The organism is Lentzea sp. JNUCC 0626 (assembly GCF_043632865.1).
Lineage (GTDB): Bacteria > Actinomycetota > Actinomycetes > Mycobacteriales > Pseudonocardiaceae > Lentzea.
The window spans coordinates 5361044-5383238 of sequence record NZ_CP171635.1; the positions used below are offsets into that span (position 1 = coordinate 5361044).

A 22195-nucleotide genomic window follows, 5' to 3' on the forward strand; every position below is an offset into this window, starting at 1 on the left:
CCATTGTCCCTGGGAGCCGCAAACGGGTTCGGCCAGGTCCCCAAGACGTGGTCGTTCCGAGGCGACGACCTCAGAACTGCTTGCGCACCTCGCCCGCCGCGTTCGCCAGGTGCACCGGCCCGGACGGCGTGAGGTCGCGGAACGCCGCCAGCGACTCCCCGTCCACGCGCGAGTCCTCGGTCACGACCGCGGCGGCCTCCAGGCCCTCGGCGCCGCTCGACACGGCGGCCGCGATGGCGGCCTGCAGTGCCGTGAGCTTCAGCGACGGCAGCGAGACCGTGGACGCGTTGTACGTGCGGCCGTCGAGGTCGCGCACGGCCGCACCCTCGGCGGCGCCGTTACGCGCGCGCACCGACCGTGCGAGCGTCACGAGCTTGGCGTCCTCGGGGTCCAGGTCACTCATCTTCTTCGCTCTCCTTCTGCACGGGGCGCACGAGCACAGTGGTGACGCGGATGCGACCGCGTTCGTCCTTGCCGCCCTCCGCCCGCATGCGCAGGCCGGCGATCTCCGCCTCGGTGCCCGGCAGGGGGACGCGGCCGAGGCGTTGGGCGAGCAGGCCGCCGACGGTCTCGACCTCGTGGTCGTCGAGTTCGGTGCCGAACAGCGCGTCGAGGTCGTCGACCGGCAGGCGCGCGCTGACCCGCACCGCGCCGTCCTCCAGGTGCTCGACCGGCGGGCGGTCGTCGGTGTCGGACTCGTCGGTGATCTCGCCGACGATCTCCTCGAGGATGTCCTCGATCGTCAGCAGGCCCGCGGTGCCGCCGTACTCGTCGACGACGATCGCCATGTGGCGGCGTGACACCTGCATCTCGCGCAGCAGGTCGGCGATGGGTTTGCTGTCCGGGATGAAGCTCATCGGGCGCATCAGCTCGGAGACGCGCTTCGGGTCCTCGTCCTCGGCGAGCGTGGCCCGCATCATGTCCTTGAGGTTCACCACGCCGAGCACGTCGTCGACGCTCTCGCCGATCACCGGGACGCGGGTGTAGCCGGTGCGCAACGACAGCGCGAGCGCCTGCCGCAGCGACTTCGACTGCTCGATCCACACGATCTCGGTGCGCGGCACCATGATCTCGCGCGTGATCGTGTCGCCCAGCTCGAACACCGAGTGGATCATCTCGCGTTCGCCCTCGTCCACGACGCCGCGTTCCTGCGCCATGTCGACGAGCTCGCGCAGCTCGACCTCGGAGCTGAACGGACCCTCGCGGAAGCCCTTACCAGGCGTGATGGCGTTACCGATGAGGATCAGCAACTTGGACAACGGCCCGAGCACGCGCCCCAGCTGACGCACGGTGCCCGCCGCGAGCAGCGACACGGCGTACGGGTGCTGACGGCCGAGTGTGCGCGGTCCGACGCCGACGAGCACGTACGACACGACGAGCATGCTCAGGCACGAGTACAGGACGGCGAGCCAGTCCTGTTCCACGTAGTCCAGGAACACGGTCGTGACCAGCACCGCCGCCGACATCTCGCACGCGAGGCGCAGCAGCAGCAACAGGTTGACGTGCCGCGGCCGGTCGTTGAGGACCTGCAACAACTGCCCGGTGCCCCAACGACCCTGCCGTTGGAGAGCCTCCACTCGTGCGCGCGACACGGTGCCGAGAGCAGCATCCACACACGCGAACAGACCAGCGGCGAGCACGAGCAGAACGGCCAGCACGATCACACTGGCAGGGTTCGCGGTCATTGTCCGTTTTCTCTAGAGGACGTCAGGCTTCGTCGGTCTTCTCGTCCAGGCCGACCGCGCCGAGCACCTTGTCGTCGGTGCTGCGCTGGTGAGCGGCCCGTTCGGCCTCGTCCCGCGCGGTGCGGAAGTCGCCGAGGATGCGGTTCTGCAACGTGAACATCTCACGTTCCTCCGCGGGTTCGGCGTGGTCGTAGCCGAGCAGGTGCAGCACACCGTGCACGGTCAGCAGGTGCAGCTCGTCCAGCAGGCTGTGGCCCGCCTTCTTGGCCTGGTCCTTGGCGAACGCCGGGCACAGCACGATGTCCCCGAGCAGCGCCGGGCCGAGGCCCGCCGCGTCCGGACGGCGCGCGGAGTCCAGCTCGTCCATGGGGAAGGCCATGACGTCCGTCGGGCCGGGCAGGTCCATCCAGCGCTCGTGCAGGTCGGCCATGACGTCCAGCTCGACCAGCAGGACGGACAGCTCGGCCAGCGGGCTCACGCCCATGCGGTCCAGCGCGAAGCGGGCGGCGGAGACGATGGAACCCTCGTCGACTCCGACACCCGACTCGTTGGCGATCTCGATGCTCACGGCGCCTATCGTCCTCGCCGCTGGTTACCCCGTCGTGCACCGGGTCCGTGGTGCTGCGTGTTCTGGTCCAGGTTGTCCTGATGGACCTGCCACTTGTCGTACGCGTCGACGATGTCGCCGACCAGGCGGTGGCGGACCACGTCCTGGCTGGTCAGCTCCGAGAAGTGCACGTCCTCGACGCCTTCGAGGATGTCCCGCACGACCCGCAGGCCGCTGCGCTGGCCGCCGGGGAGGTCGACCTGCGTCGTGTCGCCCGTCACCACCATCTTGGAGCCGAAGCCCAGGCGGGTGAGGAACATCTTCATCTGCTCGGGCGTCGTGTTCTGCGCCTCGTCGAGGATGATGAACGCGTCGTTCAACGACCGGCCGCGCATGAACGCCAGCGGTGCGACCTCGATCGTGCCCGCCTGCGTGAGGCGCGGGATCGACTCCGGGTCGACCATGTCGTGCAGCGCGTCGTAGAGCGGGCGCAGGTACGGGTCGATCTTCTCGTACAACGTGCCCGGCAGGTACCCGAGCCGCTCGCCCGCCTCGACGGCCGGGCGGGTGAGGATGATGCGGTTGACCTGCTTGTTCTGCAACGCCTGCACGGCCTTGGCCATGGCGAGGTAGGTCTTGCCGGTGCCGGCGGGGCCGATGCCGAACACGATGGTGTTCTTGTCGATCGCGTCGACGTAGTGCTTCTGGTTCAGCGTCTTCGGCCTGATCGTGCGGCCGCGGCGGCTCACGATGTCGAGGCTCAGGACCTCGGCCGGCGACTCGACGTCGTTCGCGCTGAGCATCGCGATGATGCGGCGGACGCTGTTCTGGTCGATGGCCTGACCGCGGCTGGCGAGGGTGATGAGCTCGGAGAAGACGCGTTCGGCGAAGGCCACGTCGGCGGGGTCGCCGGACAAGGTGATCTCGTTCCCGCGCACGTGCACGTCGGCGTCGAGCAGTTCCTCCGCGAGCCGGAGGTTCTCGTCGCGCGACCCGAGCAGCGTGAGCACCGCACCTTCCGGCACGGCGAACCGGGACTGACCTTCCTTGTTGCTCTGCTGTGTTTCGTCGGCCACGTGGCCCCGGCCTGCTTCCTGTCGCTCGGATCTGGTGCCGTCGATGCTAGTCCGGCCGAAAATGAGTGGCTACCGGATTGCTCACGGTGTGTGCTCACGAATCGTGGAGATCCGCAGGCTCGTCGTCGACGACATACCCGAGTGCATGAAGCTGATCACGGACCGGGGTTGGAGCTGGACCCCGGAGCAGTGGCAGGTGATGCTCGCCCTCGGTCCCGGTTACGGCGCCTTCGACGCGTCCGGGCTGCTCGGCACGGCCCTGACGACCCCGTACCCGGAGATGCAGGCGATCAGCGGCGTCCTGGTCGCCTCGCGAGCGGGCCGCCAGGGAATCGGCACCAAACTGATGTCCAATATATTGGATATCAGTCCTTCCGCTCTGTACGCGACGACGATGGGTCAGCCCCTGTACGAACGACTCGGCTTTCACCCTGTCGGGCAGACGGTGGCGTACTTCGGGACGTTCGACGGCCAGGCACCCGGCGTGACGAGGAAGGCGACGCCCGCGGACGCCGCCGCGCTCGCCGATCTCGACCGCGAGGCCGGCGGCTACACCCGCCCCGCGTTCTGGGACCTGGTGCTCGACCCGTCGGGCCCGCACGAGGTGCTGATGTCCGACGACGGCGTCGTCGCGACCCGCCCGAACCCGACCGGCGTCACGATCGGCCCGCTGATCGCGCCGTCCGCGACGGCGGCGTGCGCGTTGGTCGCGGACATGGCGGCCGGACGGGGCGAGGTCCGGGTCGACACCGACGACGCCGACGTCGCCGCCTACCTGACCGGGCACGGCTTCGAGGAACGTCCCGGCGGCTGCGTTCTGATGGTGGCGGGCGCCGCGAACGTCCCGGGCGACCGGTCGCGCTACTTCGCACCGGCCTCGCACGCGCTCGGCTGATTCTTTTCTTTTGGGGGACCTGATGGTGGAACTGCGCAGACTGACCAACGACGACCTCGTCGCGTGCTCCGACCTGGCCGAGAGCCGGTCGTGGCCGCGCGAGGAGAGCAAGTGGGAGTTCCTGCTCGCGCACGGCGAGGGCTGGGGCCTGTTCGACGACGACGGCCTCGTCGGCACGACGATCGTGACGCGCTACCCGGAACTCGCGTCGATCAGCATGGTGCTCGTCGCCGAACGCGCCGCCCGCCAGGGCCACGCCCGCCGACTGGTGTCCCATGTATTGGATACCGGCGTGCCGGACACCGGCGTGTCGACGTTGTTCGCGACGAAGATGGGCCGCCCGCTCTACGAGCAACTGGGCTTCCACGCCGTCGGCTTCACCGACATCCACGCGGGCGAGTTCACCGGCCCGGCAGCTGATATATCGCACATCGCCACGGCCGACGACCTCGACGAGATCGTCGCGCTCGACACGAAGGTCACCGGCATCACCCGGCCGTACCTGTGGGAGTCGCTGCTCAGGATGGGCACGATCCGGATGTCCGACCACGGCGTCGCGGGCTCCTGGCAGGTCCGCGAGGCGCGGATGCTGATCGGCCCAATCATCGCGGACACGCCCGCCGACACGTGCGCACTCATCGCTGACTGCGCCGCCGGCAACCCGAGCGTGCGCGTCGACGTGCACGACCCGGAGGTGATCGCGTTCGTGCGCGAGCACGGCCTCGAGTCCTGGGGCGAGGCGACCTGGATGGTCAGGGGCGCCGACACCCTGCCGGGCGACCGCACCCGCTACCGCGCCCCGCTCCTGCAGGCACTGGGCTAAAGGCGCTGGCCACCCAGCAGGTGAAGGTGGGCGTGGAAGACCTCCTGGCCGCTGTCCGGTCCGGTGTTGAACAGCAGCCGGTAGCCGGACTCGGCCACGCCCTCCCCTTCGGCGACCTCCTTGGCTGCGGCGAAGAGGTCGCCGAGCTGCTCGCCGTCGAGGTCGACGGCGTTCGGCACGTGCTCGCGCGGGATCAGCAGCACGTGCACGGGCGCCTTGGGCTGGATGTCGCGGAACGCCAGCGTCGTCTTGGTCTCGTGCACGATCGTCGCGGGGATCTCACCGGCGACGATCCGGCAGAACAAACAGGACATGCCTCAAGCTAAACGAACAACGCGTCCAGCTGCTCGTCGACGGCCTCGACCATGTCGGCCGCGGTGAGCTCGTCGGGCCCCAGGCCGTGGTGGATGTTGAGCCCGTCGATGAGCACGATCAACCGGCGCGCCGCCTTCAGCGGCACCACCCCGTCCCGCAGCTCACCGGCGGACTGCGCCGCACTGAGCACGTGCTCGATCTCGCCGTACAGCCCGCGCGTGCCGATGCGTTCCAGCTCGTGCAACGACGGCTCCACCATCGCCCGCGGCAGGAACGACAGCAGCACGGCGGCCTCGACGCGCCGGTCCTCGTCGAGCGCCAGCATCTCGTGCGCGAACGCCCGCAACACCTCCCGGTTGCCCGAGCTGGTGTCGATCTTCTCCAGCCGAGAGATGAACCGCCGGTAGGCCAGCTCCATCGCGAACCCCAGCAGGGCGTCCTGCGTGGGGAAGTAGTGGCGCAACGACCCGCTCGACCACCCGGACTCGGCGGCGACCGCGCGCACCGACGCGTGGTCTATCCCGTCCCGCCGCACGATGCGCCACACGGCTTCGGCGAGTTCGCGGCGACGTTCCTCATGGTCGACAACCTTCGGCACCGGCCCTTTCTAGCAGCCGCCCGCAAGCCGGCCGACAGCCGCGCGGCACCTCTCCCACGACTCGGTGCCCGGCGTGATCATGTCCATGTGCCCGCCGCCTTCCACGACGACGAGCTCCGCCAGCGGCTCCACCGCGCAAAAGCCGATCGACTGCTCCACGGGCACGTCCTCGTCCCGATCCCCGTGCACGCACACCACGGGCTTCCCGATCGGCACCAACGCGGCCGGCGAAGCGTCGGCGAACTGCTCCTCGCTGCACAACTCCAACGCCCGAGGCGTGATGTGCCGCGTGAAGTCCAGAACCCCGGCCTGAGACACCGCCCCGCACACCCGAGCACTGCGCTTGGCGGCCCACACAGCAAGATGCCCACCGGCACTGTGCCCGAGCGTCACCACAGGCCCAAGATCAACGGCATCGATCGCCGCCAGCACGTCCGCCCCGGTCTCCGGCCACCCACCGCCGCCACCAACCCGCCGGTACTCGATGTTCCACACGCGGAACCCGTCAGCGACGAGCACCTCGGCCAACGGCCGCCCGAGTTCGAGCCCGTAACGCTGATGCCAAAAACCACCGTGAATGACGACAACAGCACCCTGAGCAACTCCGCCGGGTTCGTAAAGCTCACCGAACTGACTGCTGTGGTCACCGTAAGCAATTCGCTGCACACCCAGAAAGTACAGAAAAACCAACAGTTAAAACGTGTCAGACCCGCCGAGTACGTTGAAACGCAGGGGTTCCCAGCAAGGGGGTACCCCTGCGCAAGCACGCACAAGAGGTTGTGTAATCGTTCACAAGCGCCCCTGAAAACGTTCACAAGCCCAAAACAAGGCGCACCCAAGCGCCCACAGCGGAAACCAAGCACTCAAAGCGCGAGATCCTGGCGCCACCCAGCCCTGCGTAGACGAAGACGGGTCGAGCGCGAGAAGAAGCTCCAGCCGCAGCCACCACCACGCCCCGACACCCCCAGAGCCTCCCCGAGGCCTGGGCGGTCAGCACGATGTTTCGTCGGCCAACGCCAAACGAAGCGAGTGGGCGCCACATCACTGCCAGTGGTTTTCTGCACACGAACAGGGACCGCGCATCATTTCGTCACGGACACGGAGCACACCCCCGGGGACTCATGATGGGCCGCCCGATGCCGAAGGCGAGGAGGCCGGGGGTCCGGGGGCTTGCCCCCGGCGTGGGGTTTGGGGGCTCGGCCCCCAAAAGACACCCCCTTTTGGTGGGATGCGAAGGCGCGCCAGCGCCGAGCAGCCCCCACCAAACCAAAAGGGGCGCCTCGCGGTCCGAAGCCTGGGGGTCGCTTCGCCGCGAGGCGCCGACGCCGGACCGAGGGGGGAGGTGTCCGGCGAGTCTTTTGGTCAGAAGAGCGTAATCGTCTACTCCGTTTCCGGATAGACCAATCAGCCCCTCTGTGAACTAGGGTAACCCCATCGGCCTGGGATTCGCTACAACTTCCGTCAAGCCAATCCATCCGATGTTCACCTGCGCAGTGATCGGGGTCACCAGCGTGCAGTGCGGACCCCGATGGCACCAAGAGCAACGGCTGCGGCGGTAGATGCACGCAAAACGGTTGGGCCCAATCGGACCACATGAGCACCCGATGATCGCAACGCGTCGAGTTCTTCCGGCGTGATTCCACCCTCGGGACCCACTACGAGCAGCACGTCCCCCGAAGAAGGCAACGGCACGTCGGCAAGTCGTTCCTCCGCGCTTTCGTGCAACACGAGCGTCAACGCGGACGACGACACGCGATGAGAAAGCTGAGTGGTGCTCACGGGTTCGTCGACGAACGGCACCCGCGAGCGACGGGCCTGCTTGGCCGCCTCACGCACGGTGGATCGCCAGCGCCCCAACGCTTTCGCGCCGCGCGGCCCGTCTTCCCACTTGGTGATGCACCGGGAAGCACGCCAGGGCACCACTCCGTCGACACCGGCCTCGGTGGCGAGTTCGACCGCAAGCTCGCCACGGTCCCCCTTCACCAACGCCTGCGCCAAAACGACCCGCGGCGAAGCTTCCGGCTCAACCCAACTCTCAACCACCCGCAACGACAACGCGTCACGCTCAACAGCCACGACGGCACACCGCACCTGAGCGCCGGACCCGTCAGAAAGCACGAGCTCTTCACCCACGCGCAGGCGCTTGACTGTGGCGGCGTGCCGACCTTCCGGCCCGTCCAGCACGAACTCCTCGCCCGACGGCAACGCCGGGACGAGGAAGACCGGCAGCGTCACCGGTGGCCGCGCGAGGCACGCAGGCGGGAGAACAGCCCGCCGCCGCCCTTGCCGTTGTGCGACAACGAGGGTTCGCTCTCGCCGCGCAGGTCGGCGAGGTCGCGCAGCAGTGCGGACTGGGCGGCGTCGAGCTTGGTGGGCACGACGACCTCGAGGTGCACGTGCAGGTCGCCGCGGCCGTCGACGCGGCCGGTGGACCGCAGCTTCGGCATGCCGCGGCCCGTCATCACGAGCTGCGTGCCGGGCTGGGTGCCGGGATCGATCTGGAGTTCTTCCTCACCGTCCAGGGTCTTCAACGGCAACGTGGCGCCCAGCGCGGCCGTCGTCATCGGGATCTGCACGATGCAGTGCAGGTCGGCGCCGTCGCGTTCGAAGATCTCGTGCGGGTGCTCCTCGACCTCGACGTAGAGGTCACCGGCGGGACCGCCGCCGGGGCCGACCTCGCCCTGGCCCGCGAGCCGCACGCGCATGCCCTCGGCGACGCCGGCGGGGATGTTCACGGAGATCGTGCGGCGCGAGCGGGTGCGGCCGTCGCCGGCGCACTGCTGGCACGGGTCGGGGATGACCTCGCCGTAGCCGCGGCAGACCGGGCACGGGCGGGACGTCACGACCTGGCCCAGGAACGAGCGCTGCACGGACTGGACCTCGCCGCGGCCGTGGCACGTGTCGCACTGGACGGGCTTGGAGTTGTTCTGGGTGCCCGCGCCGTGGCAGCGGTCGCACAGGATCGCCGTGTCCACGGTCAGCTCACGGGTGGCGCCCGCCGCGCACTCCTCCAGCGTCATGTCGAGCCGGATCAACGCGTCGGAGCCGGGCTGCACGCGGCTGCGCGGACCCCGGCCACCACCGGACTGCGCGCCGAAGAAGGCGTCCATGATGTCGCCGAGGCCGAAGCCCGCGAACGGGTCGCCGCCCGCGCGGCCACCGCCGCCGGAGTCGAGCGGGTCACCTCCCAGGTCGACGACGCGCCGCTTCTCGGGGTTCGACAACACCTCGTAGGCGGCCGTCACCTCCTTGAAGCGGGCCTCCTCGTTGGGATTGACGTCCGGGTGCAGCTGCCTGGCGAGCTTGCGATAGGCGCGCTTGATCTCATCCTGTGTCGCGTTCTGCGAGACACCGAGGATGCCGTAGTAATCCCTGGCCACCTTGTTCGCTTTCATCTTCATCGACTAGCAAGTACGGGTTGGTCAACGACCGGTCAGGATCTCACCGACGTAGTTGGCGACCGCGCGGACGGCCGCCATGGTCCCCGGGTAGTCCATGCGGGTGGGCCCGACGACGCCGAGCCCGCCGAGCGGGTTGTCCCGGCTGCCGTAGCCGATCGACACCACGGACGTGCTGCGCATCTCCGCGGCCTCGTTCTCCTCGCCGATGCGCACCAGCACGCGGCCGGGGTCGCGGGAGGCGGCGAGCAGTTTGAGCACGACGACCTGCTCCTCCAACGCCTCGAGCACCTGGCGCAGCGAGCCCGGGAAGTCGGTGATGTTGCGCGTGAGGTTCGCGGTGCCGCCGAGCACCAGCCGTTCTTCGGGGTGCTCCACCAACGTCTCGATGAGCACAGTAGCGACTCGCAGCATCGGGTCGCGCAGGTTCGACGGAACCTCGTCCGGCAACTCGGCGACCTTCGCGCTCGCGTCCGCGAGTCGTTGGCCCGCCATCGCCTGGTTCAGCACCCCGCGCAACTGGGCCGTGTGCTCCTCGGAGATGACGTCCCCGAGTTCCACGATCCGCTGGTCGACGCGGCCGGTGTCGGTGATCAGCACCAGCATCAGCCGCGACGGCGTGATCGGCAGCACCTCGAGGTGCCGCACCGCCGCCCGCGACAGCGTGGGGACCTGGATCACCGCGACCTGCCGCGTCAGCTGGGCGAGCAACCGGACGCTGCGGCGCATCACGTCGTCGAGGTCCAGAGCACCGTCCAGGAAGCTGCGGATCGCCCGCTTCTCGGCCTGCGAGAGAGGCTTGATCTCGCTCAGCCGATCGACGAACAGCCGGTAGCCCTTGTCCGTCGGCACGCGCCCCGCGCTGGTGTGCGGCTGGGCGATGTACCCGTCGTCCTCCAGCGCGGCCATGTCGTTGCGCACGGTCGCGCTCGACACACCCAGGTTGTGCCGCTCGACCAGGGCTTTCGACCCGACGGGCTCCTGGTTGGACACGTAGTCGGCGACGATGGCGCGCAGCACCTCGAACCGACGCTCATCGGCGTTCACCGCTGTTCACCTCCGTGTCCATTGCTCCCGAGTTTACCCAGCCGATTTCCTGCCTGGTGCGCGCTCTGAAGTCGCGCTCGTGGCAGCCATGATCGCGGCATGGGCTGGCGTACCGCTCAAACCGCATGTTGACGCCTGCGGGCTACTACACGACGTCAGCTCTCTGAGTTGGGGCGCTCCTCGGCCTCCACAGCGTCACCGATCACCGTCATGGCCTCGATGCACAGACTGCCGTAAGACGTGATCCTCAACGACGAGTCCCATGAGAGGCCTGAGCCGCCGCTGCCGTTGGTGACGAGGCCCATGGTCGACAGGCGAGCAACGATCGAGTCGATGATCTCGTCGGTGTTCCGGACAGCCTCGGTCAGGACGTTTTCACGAGGCTTGCCACCTGAATCCCGTGTATGCCAACCCTGCCTACTTGACGCTCTGCTGTGCATGGTCCTGATCACCAAGGCATCGATGGGATCCAGGCCCGCAAGGGTCGAAACCACACGGCTGTATGTTGCCTTCCTGTCCTCATCGGTGGCCAGAAGGCCACGCACGAAGGCGTGTGACAGCGATCGGACCCACTCTTCGTCAGGGCTGGCAGCTGCAGCGCGCAGATAGTCCGTCGCCATGTTGAACGACTGCTCGTCGGCGAGGTACAGATGAGTCAGCTCGGATTCGCTCCACCCCGTCTGCGCGAGGACGAACCCGGTCGCCCGTTCGATGCGGTCGTGCCAACGCTGCGCAAGAAGCCGCAATCGGGCGAGCCCCTCCTCTGAAGCCGCCGGCGTCGCCGCAGCGAGAACGGCCGCCAGTTCGGGATGCTTCAGAACCGCCGCCGCGAGCAGCCCGACTCCAGCGCCCACAACCCCACCAGAAGCGCGCAACGGCGCGCTGTGGCCTCCAGGCTTGGCACGTTCTTCGTTCACGTCGTTCATGGTCCACCAACAAGCCCGAACCGTGTCGCGCTCGATCCGGGCTCCGGTTTTTGTCGGTGGTGCTCGCTAGGGTCCAAACGTGGGCAACGTGGTGTGGCTGCGGCCACCTGAGGGGGAACCGGGGAGACCGTGCCTGGTCCACGACGATGACCAGTGGTGGGAGGGAACCGTGGTGTGGGAGGAGGTCAGACGCGAGGACGGGCTGTGGTGGGGCACCGCGACCTACCTGAAGAACGGCGAGGAGGTCGTCGAGGTGTTCAGCCAGCACGACCTGCGCGCCCGCTGATCTACGGCAACAAGCGCCTGACCACGGCGTCGGCCAGCAGGCGGCCCCGGTCGGTCAGCACGCAGCGGTCGTCGAGCGGCTCCAGGAGTCCGTCGGCGATCGCCTGCTTGGCCGCGTCACGCCCTTCGGCGTCGAGCACGTCGAGCGGCAGGCCCTCGGCGAGGCGCAGTTCGAGCAGCACTCGTTCGACGCGCTGGTCCTCCAGAGACAACGTCTCGCGGCCGGCGGCGGGTGAGGTGCCCTCGGCCAGCAGGGATGAGTAGCGGGCCGGGTGCTTGACGTTCCAGAAGCGGACGCCGCCCACGTGGCTGTGCGCGCCGGGGCCGAAGCCCCACCAGTCGGCGCCCTTCCAGTACAGGACGTTGTGACGGCACTGGGCTTCGACCGAAGTCGCCCAGTTCGACACCTCGTACCAGGAGAAGCCGGCGCCGCTCAGCACGGAGTCGACCATCTCGTAGGACGACGCGAGCACGTCGTCGTCGGGCATCGGCAGGTCGCCTCGGCGGATGCGGCGGGCGAGGCCGGTGCCGTCCTCGACGATCAGCGCGTAGGCGGACACGTGGTCCACGCCCGCGGCCAGCACGGCGTCCAGCGATGCGGCCAGGTCCGAGGGGCGCTCCCCCGGCGTGCCGTAGATCAGATCGAGGTTCACGTGGTCGAACCCGGCCGTGCGTGCCTCACGAGCTGCTTCGCCCGGACGGCCTGGCGTGTGTTTGCGGTCCAGCACGGCGAGAACGTGGCGGGCGGCGGACTGCATGCCCAGCGACACGCGCGTGTAGCCCGCGGACCGGATCCCCTCGAAGAACTCGACCGACGTCGACTCGGGGTTCGACTCGGTCGTCACCTCGGCCCCCGGAGCCAGGCCGAACGACTGGCGCACGGCGTCCAGCACGTCGGAAAGACCTGAGGCGCCGAGCAAAGAAGGCGTACCGCCGCCGACGAACACGGTTTCGGCCAAAGGGGCGGTCCCCAGCACCGAGGCGGCGAGGTCGAGTTCGCGGCGCAGGCCTTCGAGCCACGACTCCGGTGAGGCGGAGGTGCCCAGTTCACCGGGCGTGTAGGTGTTGAAGTCGCAGTAGCCGCAGCGGGTCGCGCAGAACGGCACGTGCACGTAGATGCCGAAGGGGCGCGAACCGACGCCGGACAGCGCGGAAGCGGGAAGCGAACCGTCGGCGGGCGCGGGCTCGCCTTCGGGCAGAGCGGAGGGCATGCGACAAGTGTCCCCCACGCAGCCCGAACGGCGGTGTCCGACCAGGCGAAGTGTCTGTCGGTGACAGAACTATTACAGAGTGAAACCGGCAGAAGATGTCAACTTCTCCTCGTGGATCCCACCATGCGGTTGACGGTGGACCACGCTCTGGACGGCATGCACACTGAGGTCATGCATTCGACTGGAGTCCGCCTCGTGGCCCGCCGCCACGTCGACTTCCGTCGTGTCTCCAGCGCGATGTGCCGTCGTTCGGCATAACCCTGCGCTGATTTGTTCCCGTCAGCGCTTGGTGCGCTGACGACGCCCCCACCACAAGCACCTCCGGGCTCGCACGCGCACGAAGCGCCTCGAAACCCCGGAGGATGGCGATGGCCACGCCGCAGACGTCACCGCGTGCCAAGCAGCGTCGCGGCGAGGGGCAGTGGGCACTCGGGTACCGAGAGCCGCTGAACCCCAACGAGCGGAGCAAGAAGGACGACAACCCGCTCAACGTCCGCGCCCGCATCGAGAACATCTACGCCCACGGCGGCTTCGAGTCCATCGACCCGGCCGATCTGCGCGGGCGGTTCCGGTGGTACGGCCTCTACACCCAGCGCAAGCCCGGCATCGACGGCGGCCGCACGGCCACGCTCGAGCCGGAGGAGCTGGACGACGAGTTCTTCATGATGCGCGTCCGCAGCGACGGTGGTGCGCTCACCACCGAGCAGCTCACGGTCCTCGGCGAGATCTCGCAGACCTACGCCCGGGACACCGCGGACATCACCGACCGGCAGAACATCCAGTACCACTGGATCCGCGTCGAGGACGTCCCCACGATCTGGCAGAAGCTCGAAGCGGTGAACCTCACGACGATGGAGGCGTGTGGCGACAGCCCGCGCGTCATCCTCGGTTCGCCGGTCGCGGGCATCTCGCAGGACGAGGTCATCAACGGCCAGCCGGCCATCGACACGATCCTCGAGCGCTACATCGGCGACCCGCGCTTCTCGAACCTGCCGCGCAAGTTCAAGACCGCCATCTCCGGCCTGCAGGACGTCGCGCACGAGATCCACGACATCGCGTTCGTCGGCGTGAACCACCCCGAGCACGGGCCGGGCTTCGACCTCTGGGTCGGCGGCGGCCTGTCCACGAACCCCATGCTGGGCAAGCGTTTGGGCGCCTGGGTGCCGTTGGACGAGGTGCCGGACGTGTGGGAGGCGGTCATCTCCGTCTTCCGCGACTACGGCTACCGCCGCCTGCGCCACCGTGCGCGCATCAAGTTCCTCGTCGCCGACTGGGGCGTGGAGAAGTTCCGCCAGGTCGTCGAGGACGAGTACCTGGGCCGCAAGATGATCGACGGCCCGGCGCCGGAGCAGTTGGACCAGGCGCTCGACCACATCGGCGTGCACAAGCAGAAGGACGGCCTGTTCTACGTCGGCGCCGCGCCCGTCGCGGGCCGCGTGTCGGGCTCGATCCTGGTCGAGGTCGCCAAGTACGCGGAACGGGCCGGGTCGAACCGCGTCCGGTTCACGCCCCAGCAGAAGATCATCGTGCTGGACGTGCCCGAGGCCGAGATCCCCACGCTCAAGAGCGACCTCGCCAAGCTGGGGCTCCAGGTCGACCCGTCGCCGTGGCGGCGCGGCATCATGGCGTGCACTGGCATCGAGTTCTGCAAGCTCGCGATCGTCGAGACCAAGGCGCGCGCGCTCGACCTCGTCACGCAGCTCGAGGCGAACCTCAAGGACATCGTCGACGGCGTCACGGCGCCGATCACCGTGCACATCAACGGCTGCCCCAACTCCTGCGCCCGCATCCAGACCGCGGACATCGGGCTGAAGGGCCAGATCGTCACGGACGAGAGCGGCAACCAGGTCGAGGGCTTCCAGGTCCACCTCGGCGGCGGCCTCGGCCTCGACGCCGGGTTCGGCCGGAAGTTGCGCGGCCACAAGGTCACCGCGGCCGAACTGCCCGAGTACGTCGAGCGAGTCGTGCGGAACTTCGTGGCACAGCGGGAAACCGACGAGCGCTTCGCTCAGTGGGTCGCCCGCGCCGAGGAGGGGTCGCTGCGATGAGCGAACGCGCGACGCCGTTCTACTGCCCCTACTGCGGTGACGAGGACCTCCGCCCGCAGGAGGAACCCAGCTACGCGTGGCTGTGCACCGGGTGCCGCCGCGTCTTCAAGGTCTCGTTCGTCGGGCTCAACCTGCCGCAGGAGGTGAAGAAGTGAGCGATCTCAAGGAAGACCTCAAGATCGTCGCCGATGCGGCCGAGCAGGAGCTGCGCGACGCGAGCCCCGAAGAGGCGCTGGAGTGGGTCGCGCGGACGTTCGGCGACAACTACATCGTCGCCTCGAACATGCAGGACGCCGTGCTGATCGACCTCGCCGCCAAGGTGAAGCCGAACTTCGACGTGCTTTTCCTGGAGACGGGTTACCACTTCCCGGAGACCATCGGCGTGCGGGACGCCGTCGGGGTCGTCTATCCCGGGGTGCACGTCGTCAACGCCGCCGCCGAGCAGTCCGTCGCGGACCAGGAGGCGGAGTTCGGCCTGCTGTACCAGTCGGATCCGGCCACGTGCTGCAACCTGCGCAAGGTGATCCCGCTCCGTCGTGAGCTCGCGAAGTACGACGCGTGGGTCACCGGCGTGCGTCGCGTGGACGCGCCGACGCGGGCGAACACGCCGATCGTGCAGTGGGACGACCGCAACGGCCTGGTCAAGATCAACCCGATCGCGCCGTGGTCCGACGACGAGTTCAACGCCTACATCCACGAGAAGGGCATCCTCGAGAACCTGTTGGTGCAGGAGGGTTATCCCTCGATCGGCTGCCTGCCGTGCACCTCCAAGCCACTGCCCGGCCAGGACGCGCGCAGCGGCCGTTGGGCGGGGCAGTCGAAGACGGAATGCGGGTTGCACGGATGACACTGGCTCTGGACACCCTGGGACGCCTCGAATCCGAGGCGATCCACATCTTCCGCGAGGTCGCGGGCGAGTTCGACCGGCCGGTGATCCTATTCTCCGGCGGCAAGGACTCGACGCTGCTGCTGCACCTCGCGATCAAGGCTTTCTACCCGGCGCCGGTGCCGTTCCCGTTGCTGCACGTCGACACCGGGCACAACTTCGACGAGGTCATCGAGTTCCGCGACCGCGTCGTGGCCCAGCACGGCCTCCGGCTCGAAGTCGCGAAGGTCCAGGACTGGATCGACGACGGCCGCCTGGAGGAACGCCCGGACGGCACGCGCAACCCGTTGCAGACCGTGCCGCTGCTGGACTCCATCACGCAGCACAAGTTCGACGCGGTCTTCGGCGGCGGACGGCGGGACGAGGAACGCGCCCGCGCCAAGGAACGGATCTTCAGCCTGCGCACGGCGTTCGGCCAGTGGGACCCGAAGCGCCAGCGCCCAGAGCTGTGGAACCTCTACAACGGCCGGCACCGCGCCGGTGAGCACGTCCGCGTGTTCCCGCTCTCGAACTGGACCGAGCTCGACGTGTGGAACTACATCGAGCGCGAGGGCATCGAGCTGCCGGACATCTACTACTCGCACCAGCGCGACGTGTTCCTGCGCGACGGCATGTGGCTCGCCGAAGGCCCGTGGGGCACGGCGCGCGACGGCGAAACGCTGGAACGCAAGACGGTTCGCTACCGCACGGTCGGCGACGGCTCCTGCACGGGTGCCGTCGAGTCCGACGCCGCCGACATCCACGCGGTGATCGCCGAGGTCGCCGCGTCACGACTGACCGAGCGCGGCGCCACGCGGGCCGACGACCGGTTGTCCGAGGCCGCCATGGAAGACCGCAAGCGGGAGGGCTACTTCTAAATGAGCGACCTGTTGAGGCTGGCTACCGCAGGCAGCGTGGACGACGGCAAGTCCACGCTCGTCGGCAGGTTGCTCTACGACACCAAGTCCGTGCTCGCGGACACGCTCGACGCCGTGCACCGCGCGAGCGCCGACCGCGGTCTCGCGACGCCGGACCTGTCGTTGCTGGTCGACGGCCTGCGTTCGGAACGCGAGCAGGGCATCACGATCGACGTGGCGTACCGGTACTTCGCGACGCCCAAGCGGTCGTTCGTGCTCGCGGACACCCCGGGACACGTGCAGTACACCCGCAACACCGTGACGGGCGCGTCCACCGCGCAACTCGCGGTGCTGCTGGTCGACGCGCGCAAGGGTGTCATCGAGCAGACCCGCCGGCACGCTGCGGTGCTGGCGCTGCTGGGCGTGCCGCGGCTCGTGCTGGCGGTCAACAAGATCGACCTCGTGGACTTCGACGAGGTGACGTTCTCCCGCATCTCCAAGGAGTTCACCGCGCACGCCACGGCGCTGGGCTACACCGAGGACGCGGTCGTCCAGATCCCGGTGTCGGCGCTCGCGGGCGACAACGTCGTGGAGAAGTCCGCGAACACGCCCTGGTACGACGGCCCGACGTTGCTGGAGCACCTGGAGACCGTGCCGGTCGAGCCCGACCCGCACGACGCGCCGTTCCGGTTCCCGGTGCAGTACGTGATCCGCCCGCGCACGGCCGAGCACCTCGACTACCGCGGCTACGCGGGCCTGGTCGCGGCCGGCACGGTCAAGGCGGGCGACGAGATCGTGGTCCTGCCCTCTGGCCGCCGCTCGACCGTCACGAAGATCGACACGGCCGACGGCGAACTGGCGGAGGCGGCGGCCGGCCAGTCCGTGACGTTGCTGCTGGCGGACGACATCGACATCTCGCGCGGCGACCTGATCGCCTCCGCGGGCAACGCGCCGACCGTCACCGACGACTTCGAGGCCACGCTGTGCTGGCTCGCGGAGAAGTCGCTGCGGCCCGGCGCCAAGGTGCTCGTCAAGCACGGCACGCGCACCGTGCAGGCGATGGTCACCGAGCTGCGCGACCGCTTCGACGAGCAGAACCTGTCCAGTGTGGACAGCCCGCCGTCGTTGGAGCTCAACGAGATCGGCCGCGTGTCGCTGCGACTCGCGGAGGAAGTACCGCTGGACGACTACAGCTTCAGCCGGCGCACCGGGTCGTTCCTGGTGATCGACGCGAGCGATGGTTCCACGCTCGCCGCCGGACTGGTCGGGGCTCCGCTGCCGCTGCTTGAGGACGGCGTGGAGAGCTGTACCGGGGGTAGCACCGCTACCCCTGACAACCACGCCCTCGTGTCTCCCGGTCCCTGAAAGGCCTGAAACCCCGTGAACCTCAAGCCCGCCCTTGCCGTCGCTCTGATCGCTCTGACAGCCATCTCCGGGTGCAGCCGCGCCGGAAGCAGTGACACTCCCGCCGCCGAGTCCAAGGGCGCCGCCGCCGAAGTCCGCATCGGCTACTTCCCGAACATCACCCACGCCGCCGCGTTGATCGGCGTCGAGAAGGGCTTGTACGCCAAGGAACTCGGCAACACCAAGCTCACGACGCAGACGTTCAACGCGGGCCCCGACGAGGTCAACGCCCTGCTGGGCGAGTCGCTCGACATCGCCTACATCGGATCCGGCCCGGCGATCAACGCCTACGCGAAGTCCAAGGGCGAGGCCGTCAAGCTCATCGCCGGGGCGACGTCCGGTGGCGCGCAGCTCGTCGTCAAGCCCGAGATCAACTCGATCGAGGACCTCAAGGGCAAGGTCGTCGCGACGCCGCAGCTCGCGAACACGCAGGACGTGTCGTTGAAGAAGTACCTGGCGGAGAAGAACCTCACCGGCCAGGTGACCGTCCAGAACGTGGAGAACGCCGCGTCGCTCGACCTGTTCAAGAAGGGCGACATCCAGGCCGCGTGGGCGCCGCAGCCGTGGTCGGCGCGCATCGTCAACGAGGGTGGCGGCAAGGTGCTGCTCGACGAGAAGACGCTGTGGGAGGGCGGGGCGTTCCCGACCACCGTCGTGATCGTGCGGACGAAGTTCCTGCAGGAGCACCCGGAAACCGTCGAGGCCGTGCTGAAGGGCCACGTCGCCGCCATCGACTGGGCGAAGGCGAACAAGGACGAGGCCAAGCAGACCGCCAACGCTCACTTGGAAAAGCTCACGTCCAAGAAGCTCGGCGAGAAGATCCTCGACGCCGCGTGGGACAACATCGAGCTGACCACCGACGCGCAGGCCAAGCACTTCCCGCAGCTCGCGAAGGACGCCGTGACCGCCGGGGTGGCCAAGGAGGCCGCGAACGTCGCCGGGTACGCCGACTTCACGTTGCTGAACAAGGTCCTGCAGGCGCAGGGCAAGCCGCAGGTGCAGGCCGCGGGCCTGGACAAGAAGTAGCACTTCCGACGCGAGGGGAAGACACACCATGACCGCCACGCTCGAATCCGCTCTTCTGTCCACCGCGGACACCGCCGTCGAGTTGACGGGCATTCGCAAGGTCTTCGGCCACGGCAACTCGGCCGTGGTGGCGCTCGACGGGGTGGACCTCAAGGTCAAGCCCGGCGAGTTCGTGTGTCTTCTCGGCGCGTCCGGCTGCGGCAAGAGCACGCTGCTCAACATCGTCGCGGGCCTCGACGCCGCGACGTCCGGCGGGATGCAGATCAACACCTCCCGCCCGGCCGTGATGTTCCAGGAACCCGCTTTGATGCCGTGGCTCACCGCCGCCCGCAACGTCGAACTGGCGTTGCGGTTCGCCGGTGTCGGCCGCCTGGCGCGCAAGCGTCGTGCGTTGGAGCTGCTGGAACTGGTGCGGCTGGGCGACGTCGCGGACAAGCGTCCGCACGAGCTCTCCGGTGGTATGCGTCAGCGCGTGGCCTTGGCTCGCGCGCTGGCGTCCACCACCGTGTCCGCTGACGGTTCACCAGCGTTGTTGCTGATGGACGAGCCCTTCGCGGCGTTGGACGCCATCACGCGTGACGTGTTGCAGAGCGAGTTGCTGCGCGTGTGGGAGACCACGAACACCGCGATCATCTTCGTGACGCACGACGTGCGCGAGGCCGTGCGTCTCGGCCAGCGCGTTGTGCTGCTGTCCTCGCGCCCGGGCCGTGTGGTGCGCGAGTGGGATGTCACCGGCTCTTCCGACACGGTTCTCGACGAGATCAACACCCATCTGCGAGAGGTCATCAGTGGCCACGCCTCCTGACACGCTCGACAAGGTCGGCGCCGGCCTGGACGCTTTGGACGTGCCGGTCTCGGCGCACAAGCCTCCGCTCTGGCGCCGTTTCCTGAAGACGGGCGTGCCGCCGATCATCGCCTTCGCGCTGCTCCTCGGCGTATGGCAGGCGTTGTGGGCTTCGGCGCTGCTGCCCGAGTTCCAGCTGCCCGCGCCGGTGAACGTGTGGAACGAGCTCGTCCGCTCGATCTCGACCGGTGAGGCGTTCGGCATCCTGTGGACCTCGTTGCACCGCGCGGTGCTCGGGTTCCTCGCGGCCGTCCTGATCGCGACGCCGCTAGGGCTGCTGATCGCGAAGGTGCGGGTGGTGCGCGCGGCGATCGGGTCGTTGCTGACCGGTCTGCAGTCGCTGCCGTCCGTGGCGTGGGTGCCGGCCGCGATCCTGTGGTTCGGCGTGACGCCGTCGACGATCTACTTCGTGGTGCTGATGGGCTCCGTGCCGTCGATCGCGAACGGCCTGGTGGCGGGCATCGACCAGATTCCGCCGCTGCTGCCTCGCGTCGGGCGTGCCCTTGGGGCCGGTCGGTTCGCTTCTGCCCGGCACATCCTGCTGCCTGCTGCTCTGCCCGGATATCTGGCGGGGTTGAAGCAGGGCTGGGCGTTCTCGTGGCGGTCGTTGATGGCCGCGGAGATCATCGCGACCTCGCCGCAGCTCGGCGTCGGGCTCGGGCAGTACCTGCACAACGGGTCGTCGTTGAACGACATCAACATGGTGATCGCGGCGATCTTCCTGATTCTTCTGGTGGGCATTGGGATCGAGCTGCTGTTGTTCCGCCCGTTGGAGCGCACGGTACTGCGCGCTCGTGGCCTGACGGGGGCGTTGTGATTCCTCTTGTCGCCGTCGCGCACGGCAGCCGTGACCCTCGTTCGGCCGCGTCGATCCACGCCTTGCTGGACGTCGTGCGGTCGTTGCGGCCCGAGTTGGACGTGCGCGGGTGCTTCCTGGACCTGTGCGCGCCTCGGTTGAGCGATGTTCTTCGCGGGCCTTCCGTTGTGGTGCCTTTGTTGCTGGGCAGGGCTTATCACGCTCGTGTCGACGTTCCGGCCGCCGTTGCCGAGTCGCGGGTTCCTGCTGTCGTCACCGATGTTCTGGGTCCTGATCCTCGGTTGGAGTCGGCGGCTCTGCGGCGGTTGTCGGAGGCCGGGGTTTCCTTTGGTGACCCGTCTTTGGGTGTGGTGCTGGCCGGTGCCGGGTCTTCGCACGCGCCGGCCAACGAGGCGGTGGCTTTGGTTGCCCGGCGGTGGGCTCGGGAGTCCGGGTGGGCTGGGGTGGAGCCGGCTTTCGCTTCCATCGCTTCGCCCACCGTGCCGGAGGCCGTTGCCCGGTTGAAGGCTCGTGGGGCTGCTCGGATCGCCGTTGCGTCGTGGTTCCTGGCGCCGGGGCTGTTGCCGGACAAGGTGGCTTCGCTGGCTCCCGACGCCGTGGTGGCGCGGCCGTTGGGGGACGACGTCGAGGTGGCGCAGCTCGTGCTGGACCGCTACGACTCGGCGCTCGCCCGCCAGATCGTCGCCGCCTAGTTCTTCTGCGCGTTCAGGTAGCCGACCGTCGCCCAGCCGATGCCGAGCAGTGCTGTGCGGAGTTGAGCGTCAGCGAGGCGACGGTGAAGAGCCATCTGCTCCACGTGTTCGGGAAGCTCGGCGTGAGTGATCGGACGGCGGCGGTGACGGTGGCGCTGAGCAGGGGGTGGCTGCCGCCGCTTTCCTAGTGCCCCAAGCAATTCCTTGGATTGCCTGCAACTACCCGGCCGGGAATTGTCAGGGGCACCTGCGATCCTGTTTGGATGCATATGGTCGTCGACGAGTCGGAGCGCAGCGGCTACCTCATGGCAGCCGTCCTGATCACCCCGAGCACGTTGCACTCCACCCGCTCGATGATGCGCGGCCTCCTGCTCCCCGGCTCACGACGCGTGCACTTCAAGACCGAGAAACCCGCGCGCCGCAAGCTGATCGCCGACAAGCTGGCGTGCTGCGACCTGCTGGCCAACTTCTACGTCGGCAGGGGCAAGAGCGAGCGGGTCAGGTCGACGCTGCTCCCACTGCTGGTAGAGGACGCCATCGGATTGGGCGTGACTCGCCTGGTGCTTGACTCGCGGGACCCCGTCGCCAACGGTCGCGACAGGCTGGTCATCGGTACTCGCACCAAGGCTCACGACGCCGGGCTCGTCTACGAGCACATCCAGTCGTCATCGGAACCGGCGTTGTGGGTCAGCGACGCTCTCGCGTGGTGCCACGGAGCAGGCGGCGACTGGAAGCGTCGCATCGCTCCGATCACCGGGACCGTCGCGGACCTGGGAGACCTCTAGAAAGCGCGAAGCCCAGGCAGCGACCGTCCGGACGCGCACCTGGGCTCACTT

Annotated in this window: 26 protein-coding genes; 14 read left to right on the forward strand and 12 right to left on the reverse strand. The window is 68.4% G+C overall.

What is annotated here, in order from left to right:
• Nucleotides 1–70 precede the first annotated feature (70 nt).
• From JNUCC0626_RS23985 to JNUCC0626_RS24000, 4 genes are read right to left on the reverse strand one after another with little or no spacing between them, the layout of a single operon-like run.
• Complete coding sequence (locus JNUCC0626_RS23985; RefSeq protein ID WP_394613017.1) at nt 71–403, reverse strand: cytidine deaminase; 333 nt, start codon at nt 401–403, stop codon at nt 71–73.
• Complete coding sequence (locus JNUCC0626_RS23990) at nt 396–1685, reverse strand: hemolysin family protein (protein ID WP_394613018.1); 1290 nt, start codon at nt 1683–1685, stop codon at nt 396–398. Before JNUCC0626_RS23990 ends, JNUCC0626_RS23985 begins: the two co-directional genes overlap by 8 nt.
• 22 nt (nt 1686–1707) lie before the next feature.
• Nucleotides 1708–2253: an rRNA maturation RNase YbeY gene (ybeY, locus tag JNUCC0626_RS23995; RefSeq protein WP_285645297.1), complete on the reverse strand. Its 546-nt coding sequence runs from the start codon at nt 2251–2253 to the stop codon at nt 1708–1710.
• A gap of 5 nt (nt 2254–2258) precedes the next feature.
• On the reverse strand, nt 2259–3308 hold the full coding sequence (locus JNUCC0626_RS24000; protein ID WP_394613019.1) for a PhoH family protein: 1050 nt from the start codon (nt 3306–3308) through the stop codon (nt 2259–2261).
• Between the two features lie 103 nt (nt 3309–3411).
• Between JNUCC0626_RS24000 and JNUCC0626_RS24005 the strand changes: the two genes are divergently transcribed.
• Together JNUCC0626_RS24005 and JNUCC0626_RS24010 are read left to right on the forward strand one after the other, a co-directional pair.
• Nucleotides 3412–4203, forward strand: coding sequence for a GNAT family N-acetyltransferase (locus JNUCC0626_RS24005; protein WP_394613020.1), 792 nt, complete (start codon nt 3412–3414; stop codon nt 4201–4203).
• 10 nt (nt 4204–4213) lie between these two features.
• Nucleotides 4214–5026: a GNAT family N-acetyltransferase gene (locus JNUCC0626_RS24010; protein ID WP_394613021.1), complete on the forward strand. Its 813-nt coding sequence runs from the start codon at nt 4214–4216 to the stop codon at nt 5024–5026.
• On the opposite strand, the gene JNUCC0626_RS24015 is transcribed toward JNUCC0626_RS24010, so the two are convergent.
• From JNUCC0626_RS24015 to JNUCC0626_RS24045, 7 genes are all read right to left on the reverse strand, one after another.
• A complete protein-coding gene (locus JNUCC0626_RS24015; protein ID WP_394613022.1) occupies nt 5023–5340 on the reverse strand; it encodes a histidine triad nucleotide-binding protein in 318 nt (105 codons plus the stop codon). The genes JNUCC0626_RS24010 and JNUCC0626_RS24015 overlap by 4 nt on opposite strands.
• 8 nt (nt 5341–5348) lie before the next feature.
• Complete coding sequence (locus JNUCC0626_RS24020; RefSeq protein WP_394613023.1) at nt 5349–5939, reverse strand: TetR/AcrR family transcriptional regulator; 591 nt, start codon at nt 5937–5939, stop codon at nt 5349–5351.
• Nucleotides 5940–5948: 9 nt separating this feature from the next.
• Nucleotides 5949–6605, reverse strand: coding sequence for an alpha/beta hydrolase (locus JNUCC0626_RS24025; RefSeq protein ID WP_394613024.1), 657 nt, complete (start codon nt 6603–6605; stop codon nt 5949–5951).
• An 837-nt stretch (nt 6606–7442) separates the two neighbouring features.
• Nucleotides 7443–8174, reverse strand: coding sequence for a 16S rRNA (uracil(1498)-N(3))-methyltransferase (locus JNUCC0626_RS24030; RefSeq protein WP_394613025.1), 732 nt, complete (start codon nt 8172–8174; stop codon nt 7443–7445).
• On the reverse strand, nt 8171–9319 hold the full coding sequence (dnaJ, locus tag JNUCC0626_RS24035; RefSeq protein WP_394622085.1) for a molecular chaperone DnaJ: 1149 nt from the start codon (nt 9317–9319) through the stop codon (nt 8171–8173). Before dnaJ ends, JNUCC0626_RS24030 begins: the two co-directional genes overlap by 4 nt.
• Nucleotides 9320–9361: 42 nt before the next feature.
• Nucleotides 9362–10384: a heat-inducible transcriptional repressor HrcA gene (gene hrcA / locus JNUCC0626_RS24040; protein WP_394613026.1), complete on the reverse strand. Its 1023-nt coding sequence runs from the start codon at nt 10382–10384 to the stop codon at nt 9362–9364.
• A gap of 155 nt (nt 10385–10539) precedes the next feature.
• Nucleotides 10540–11310: a hypothetical protein gene (locus JNUCC0626_RS24045; RefSeq protein WP_394613027.1), complete on the reverse strand. Its 771-nt coding sequence runs from the start codon at nt 11308–11310 to the stop codon at nt 10540–10542.
• 79 nt (nt 11311–11389) lie between these two features.
• Here JNUCC0626_RS24045 and JNUCC0626_RS24050 point away from each other — a divergent pair, with 79 nt between their 5' ends.
• Nucleotides 11390–11596: a hypothetical protein gene (locus tag JNUCC0626_RS24050; RefSeq protein WP_394613028.1), complete on the forward strand. Its 207-nt coding sequence runs from the start codon at nt 11390–11392 to the stop codon at nt 11594–11596.
• Nucleotide 11597: 1 nt separating this feature from the next.
• Here JNUCC0626_RS24050 and hemW read toward each other — a convergent pair whose 3' ends face one another.
• Entirely contained in the window at nt 11598–12806 is a 1209-nt protein-coding gene (hemW, locus tag JNUCC0626_RS24055) for a radical SAM family heme chaperone HemW (RefSeq protein WP_394613029.1), read from the reverse strand.
• Between the two features lie 368 nt (nt 12807–13174).
• Between hemW and JNUCC0626_RS24060 the strand changes: the two genes are divergently transcribed.
• The 11 genes from JNUCC0626_RS24060 (at nt 13175) to JNUCC0626_RS24110 (ending at nt 22144) form a co-directional block, all read left to right on the forward strand.
• Nucleotides 13175–14854 (forward strand): nitrite/sulfite reductase, encoded by a 1680-nt coding sequence (locus tag JNUCC0626_RS24060; RefSeq protein WP_394613030.1) that lies wholly within the window; start codon nt 13175–13177, stop codon nt 14852–14854.
• Complete coding sequence (locus JNUCC0626_RS24065) at nt 14851–15009, forward strand: hypothetical protein (protein WP_030472080.1); 159 nt, start codon at nt 14851–14853, stop codon at nt 15007–15009. The genes JNUCC0626_RS24060 and JNUCC0626_RS24065 overlap by 4 nt, the downstream gene beginning before the upstream one ends.
• On the forward strand, nt 15006–15701 hold the full coding sequence (locus JNUCC0626_RS24070) for a phosphoadenylyl-sulfate reductase (protein ID WP_394613031.1): 696 nt from the start codon (nt 15006–15008) through the stop codon (nt 15699–15701). The genes JNUCC0626_RS24065 and JNUCC0626_RS24070 overlap by 4 nt, the downstream gene beginning before the upstream one ends.
• The gene (gene cysD, locus JNUCC0626_RS24075; protein WP_394613032.1) at nt 15698–16597 is read left to right on the forward strand and encodes a sulfate adenylyltransferase subunit CysD; all 900 of its coding nucleotides are present in this window, start codon (nt 15698–15700) and stop codon (nt 16595–16597) included. The genes JNUCC0626_RS24070 and cysD overlap by 4 nt, the downstream gene beginning before the upstream one ends.
• A complete protein-coding gene (locus JNUCC0626_RS24080; protein ID WP_394613033.1) occupies nt 16598–17941 on the forward strand; it encodes a sulfate adenylyltransferase subunit 1 in 1344 nt (447 codons plus the stop codon).
• Nucleotides 17942–17956: 15 nt separating this feature from the next.
• Nucleotides 17957–19006 carry an ABC transporter substrate-binding protein gene (locus tag JNUCC0626_RS24085; RefSeq protein WP_394613034.1) on the forward strand — a complete coding sequence of 350 codons (1050 nt, stop codon included), beginning with the start codon at nt 17957–17959 and terminating at the stop codon, nt 19004–19006.
• Between the two features lie 28 nt (nt 19007–19034).
• Nucleotides 19035–19811: an ABC transporter ATP-binding protein gene (locus JNUCC0626_RS24090; protein ID WP_394613035.1), complete on the forward strand. Its 777-nt coding sequence runs from the start codon at nt 19035–19037 to the stop codon at nt 19809–19811.
• On the forward strand, nt 19795–20667 hold the full coding sequence (locus JNUCC0626_RS24095; protein WP_394613036.1) for an ABC transporter permease: 873 nt from the start codon (nt 19795–19797) through the stop codon (nt 20665–20667). The genes JNUCC0626_RS24090 and JNUCC0626_RS24095 overlap by 17 nt, the downstream gene beginning before the upstream one ends.
• Nucleotides 20664–21359 (forward strand): sirohydrochlorin chelatase, encoded by a 696-nt coding sequence (locus tag JNUCC0626_RS24100; RefSeq protein WP_394613037.1) that lies wholly within the window; start codon nt 20664–20666, stop codon nt 21357–21359. Before JNUCC0626_RS24095 ends, JNUCC0626_RS24100 begins: the two co-directional genes overlap by 4 nt.
• Before the next feature lie 83 nt (nt 21360–21442).
• Nucleotides 21443–21547, forward strand: a complete 105-nt coding sequence (locus JNUCC0626_RS24105; RefSeq protein ID WP_394613038.1) for a hypothetical protein — start codon at nt 21443–21445, stop codon at nt 21545–21547.
• A gap of 75 nt (nt 21548–21622) precedes the next feature.
• The gene (locus tag JNUCC0626_RS24110; protein ID WP_394613039.1) at nt 21623–22144 is read left to right on the forward strand and encodes a hypothetical protein; all 522 of its coding nucleotides are present in this window, start codon (nt 21623–21625) and stop codon (nt 22142–22144) included.
• Nucleotides 22145–22195 lie beyond the last annotated feature (51 nt).

Excerpts from the sequence above, each read along its gene's own strand:
- JNUCC0626_RS23985 (WP_394613017.1), bottom strand. The coding sequence starts at position 403 with ATGAGTGACCTGGACCCCGAGGACGCCAAGCTCGTGACGCTCGCACGG.
- JNUCC0626_RS23990 (WP_394613018.1), bottom strand. The coding sequence starts at position 1,685 with ATGACCGCGAACCCTGCCAGTGTGATCGTGCTGGCCGTTCTGCTCGTG.
- JNUCC0626_RS24015 (WP_394613022.1), bottom strand. The coding sequence starts at position 5,340 with ATGTCCTGTTTGTTCTGCCGGATCGTCGCCGGTGAGATCCCCGCGACG.
- JNUCC0626_RS24045 (WP_394613027.1), bottom strand. The coding sequence starts at position 11,310 with ATGAACGACGTGAACGAAGAACGTGCCAAGCCTGGAGGCCACAGCGCG.
- hemW (WP_394613029.1), bottom strand. The coding sequence starts at position 12,806 with ATGCCCTCCGCTCTGCCCGAAGGCGAGCCCGCGCCCGCCGACGGTTCG.
- JNUCC0626_RS24060 (WP_394613030.1), top strand. The coding sequence starts at position 13,175 with ATGGCCACGCCGCAGACGTCACCGCGTGCCAAGCAGCGTCGCGGCGAG.
- JNUCC0626_RS24065 (WP_030472080.1), top strand. The coding sequence starts at position 14,851 with ATGAGCGAACGCGCGACGCCGTTCTACTGCCCCTACTGCGGTGACGAG.
- cysD (WP_394613032.1), top strand. The coding sequence starts at position 15,698 with ATGACACTGGCTCTGGACACCCTGGGACGCCTCGAATCCGAGGCGATC.
- JNUCC0626_RS24080 (WP_394613033.1), top strand. The coding sequence starts at position 16,598 with ATGAGCGACCTGTTGAGGCTGGCTACCGCAGGCAGCGTGGACGACGGC.
- JNUCC0626_RS24090 (WP_394613035.1), top strand. The coding sequence starts at position 19,035 with ATGACCGCCACGCTCGAATCCGCTCTTCTGTCCACCGCGGACACCGCC.
- JNUCC0626_RS24110 (WP_394613039.1), top strand. The coding sequence starts at position 21,623 with ATGCATATGGTCGTCGACGAGTCGGAGCGCAGCGGCTACCTCATGGCA.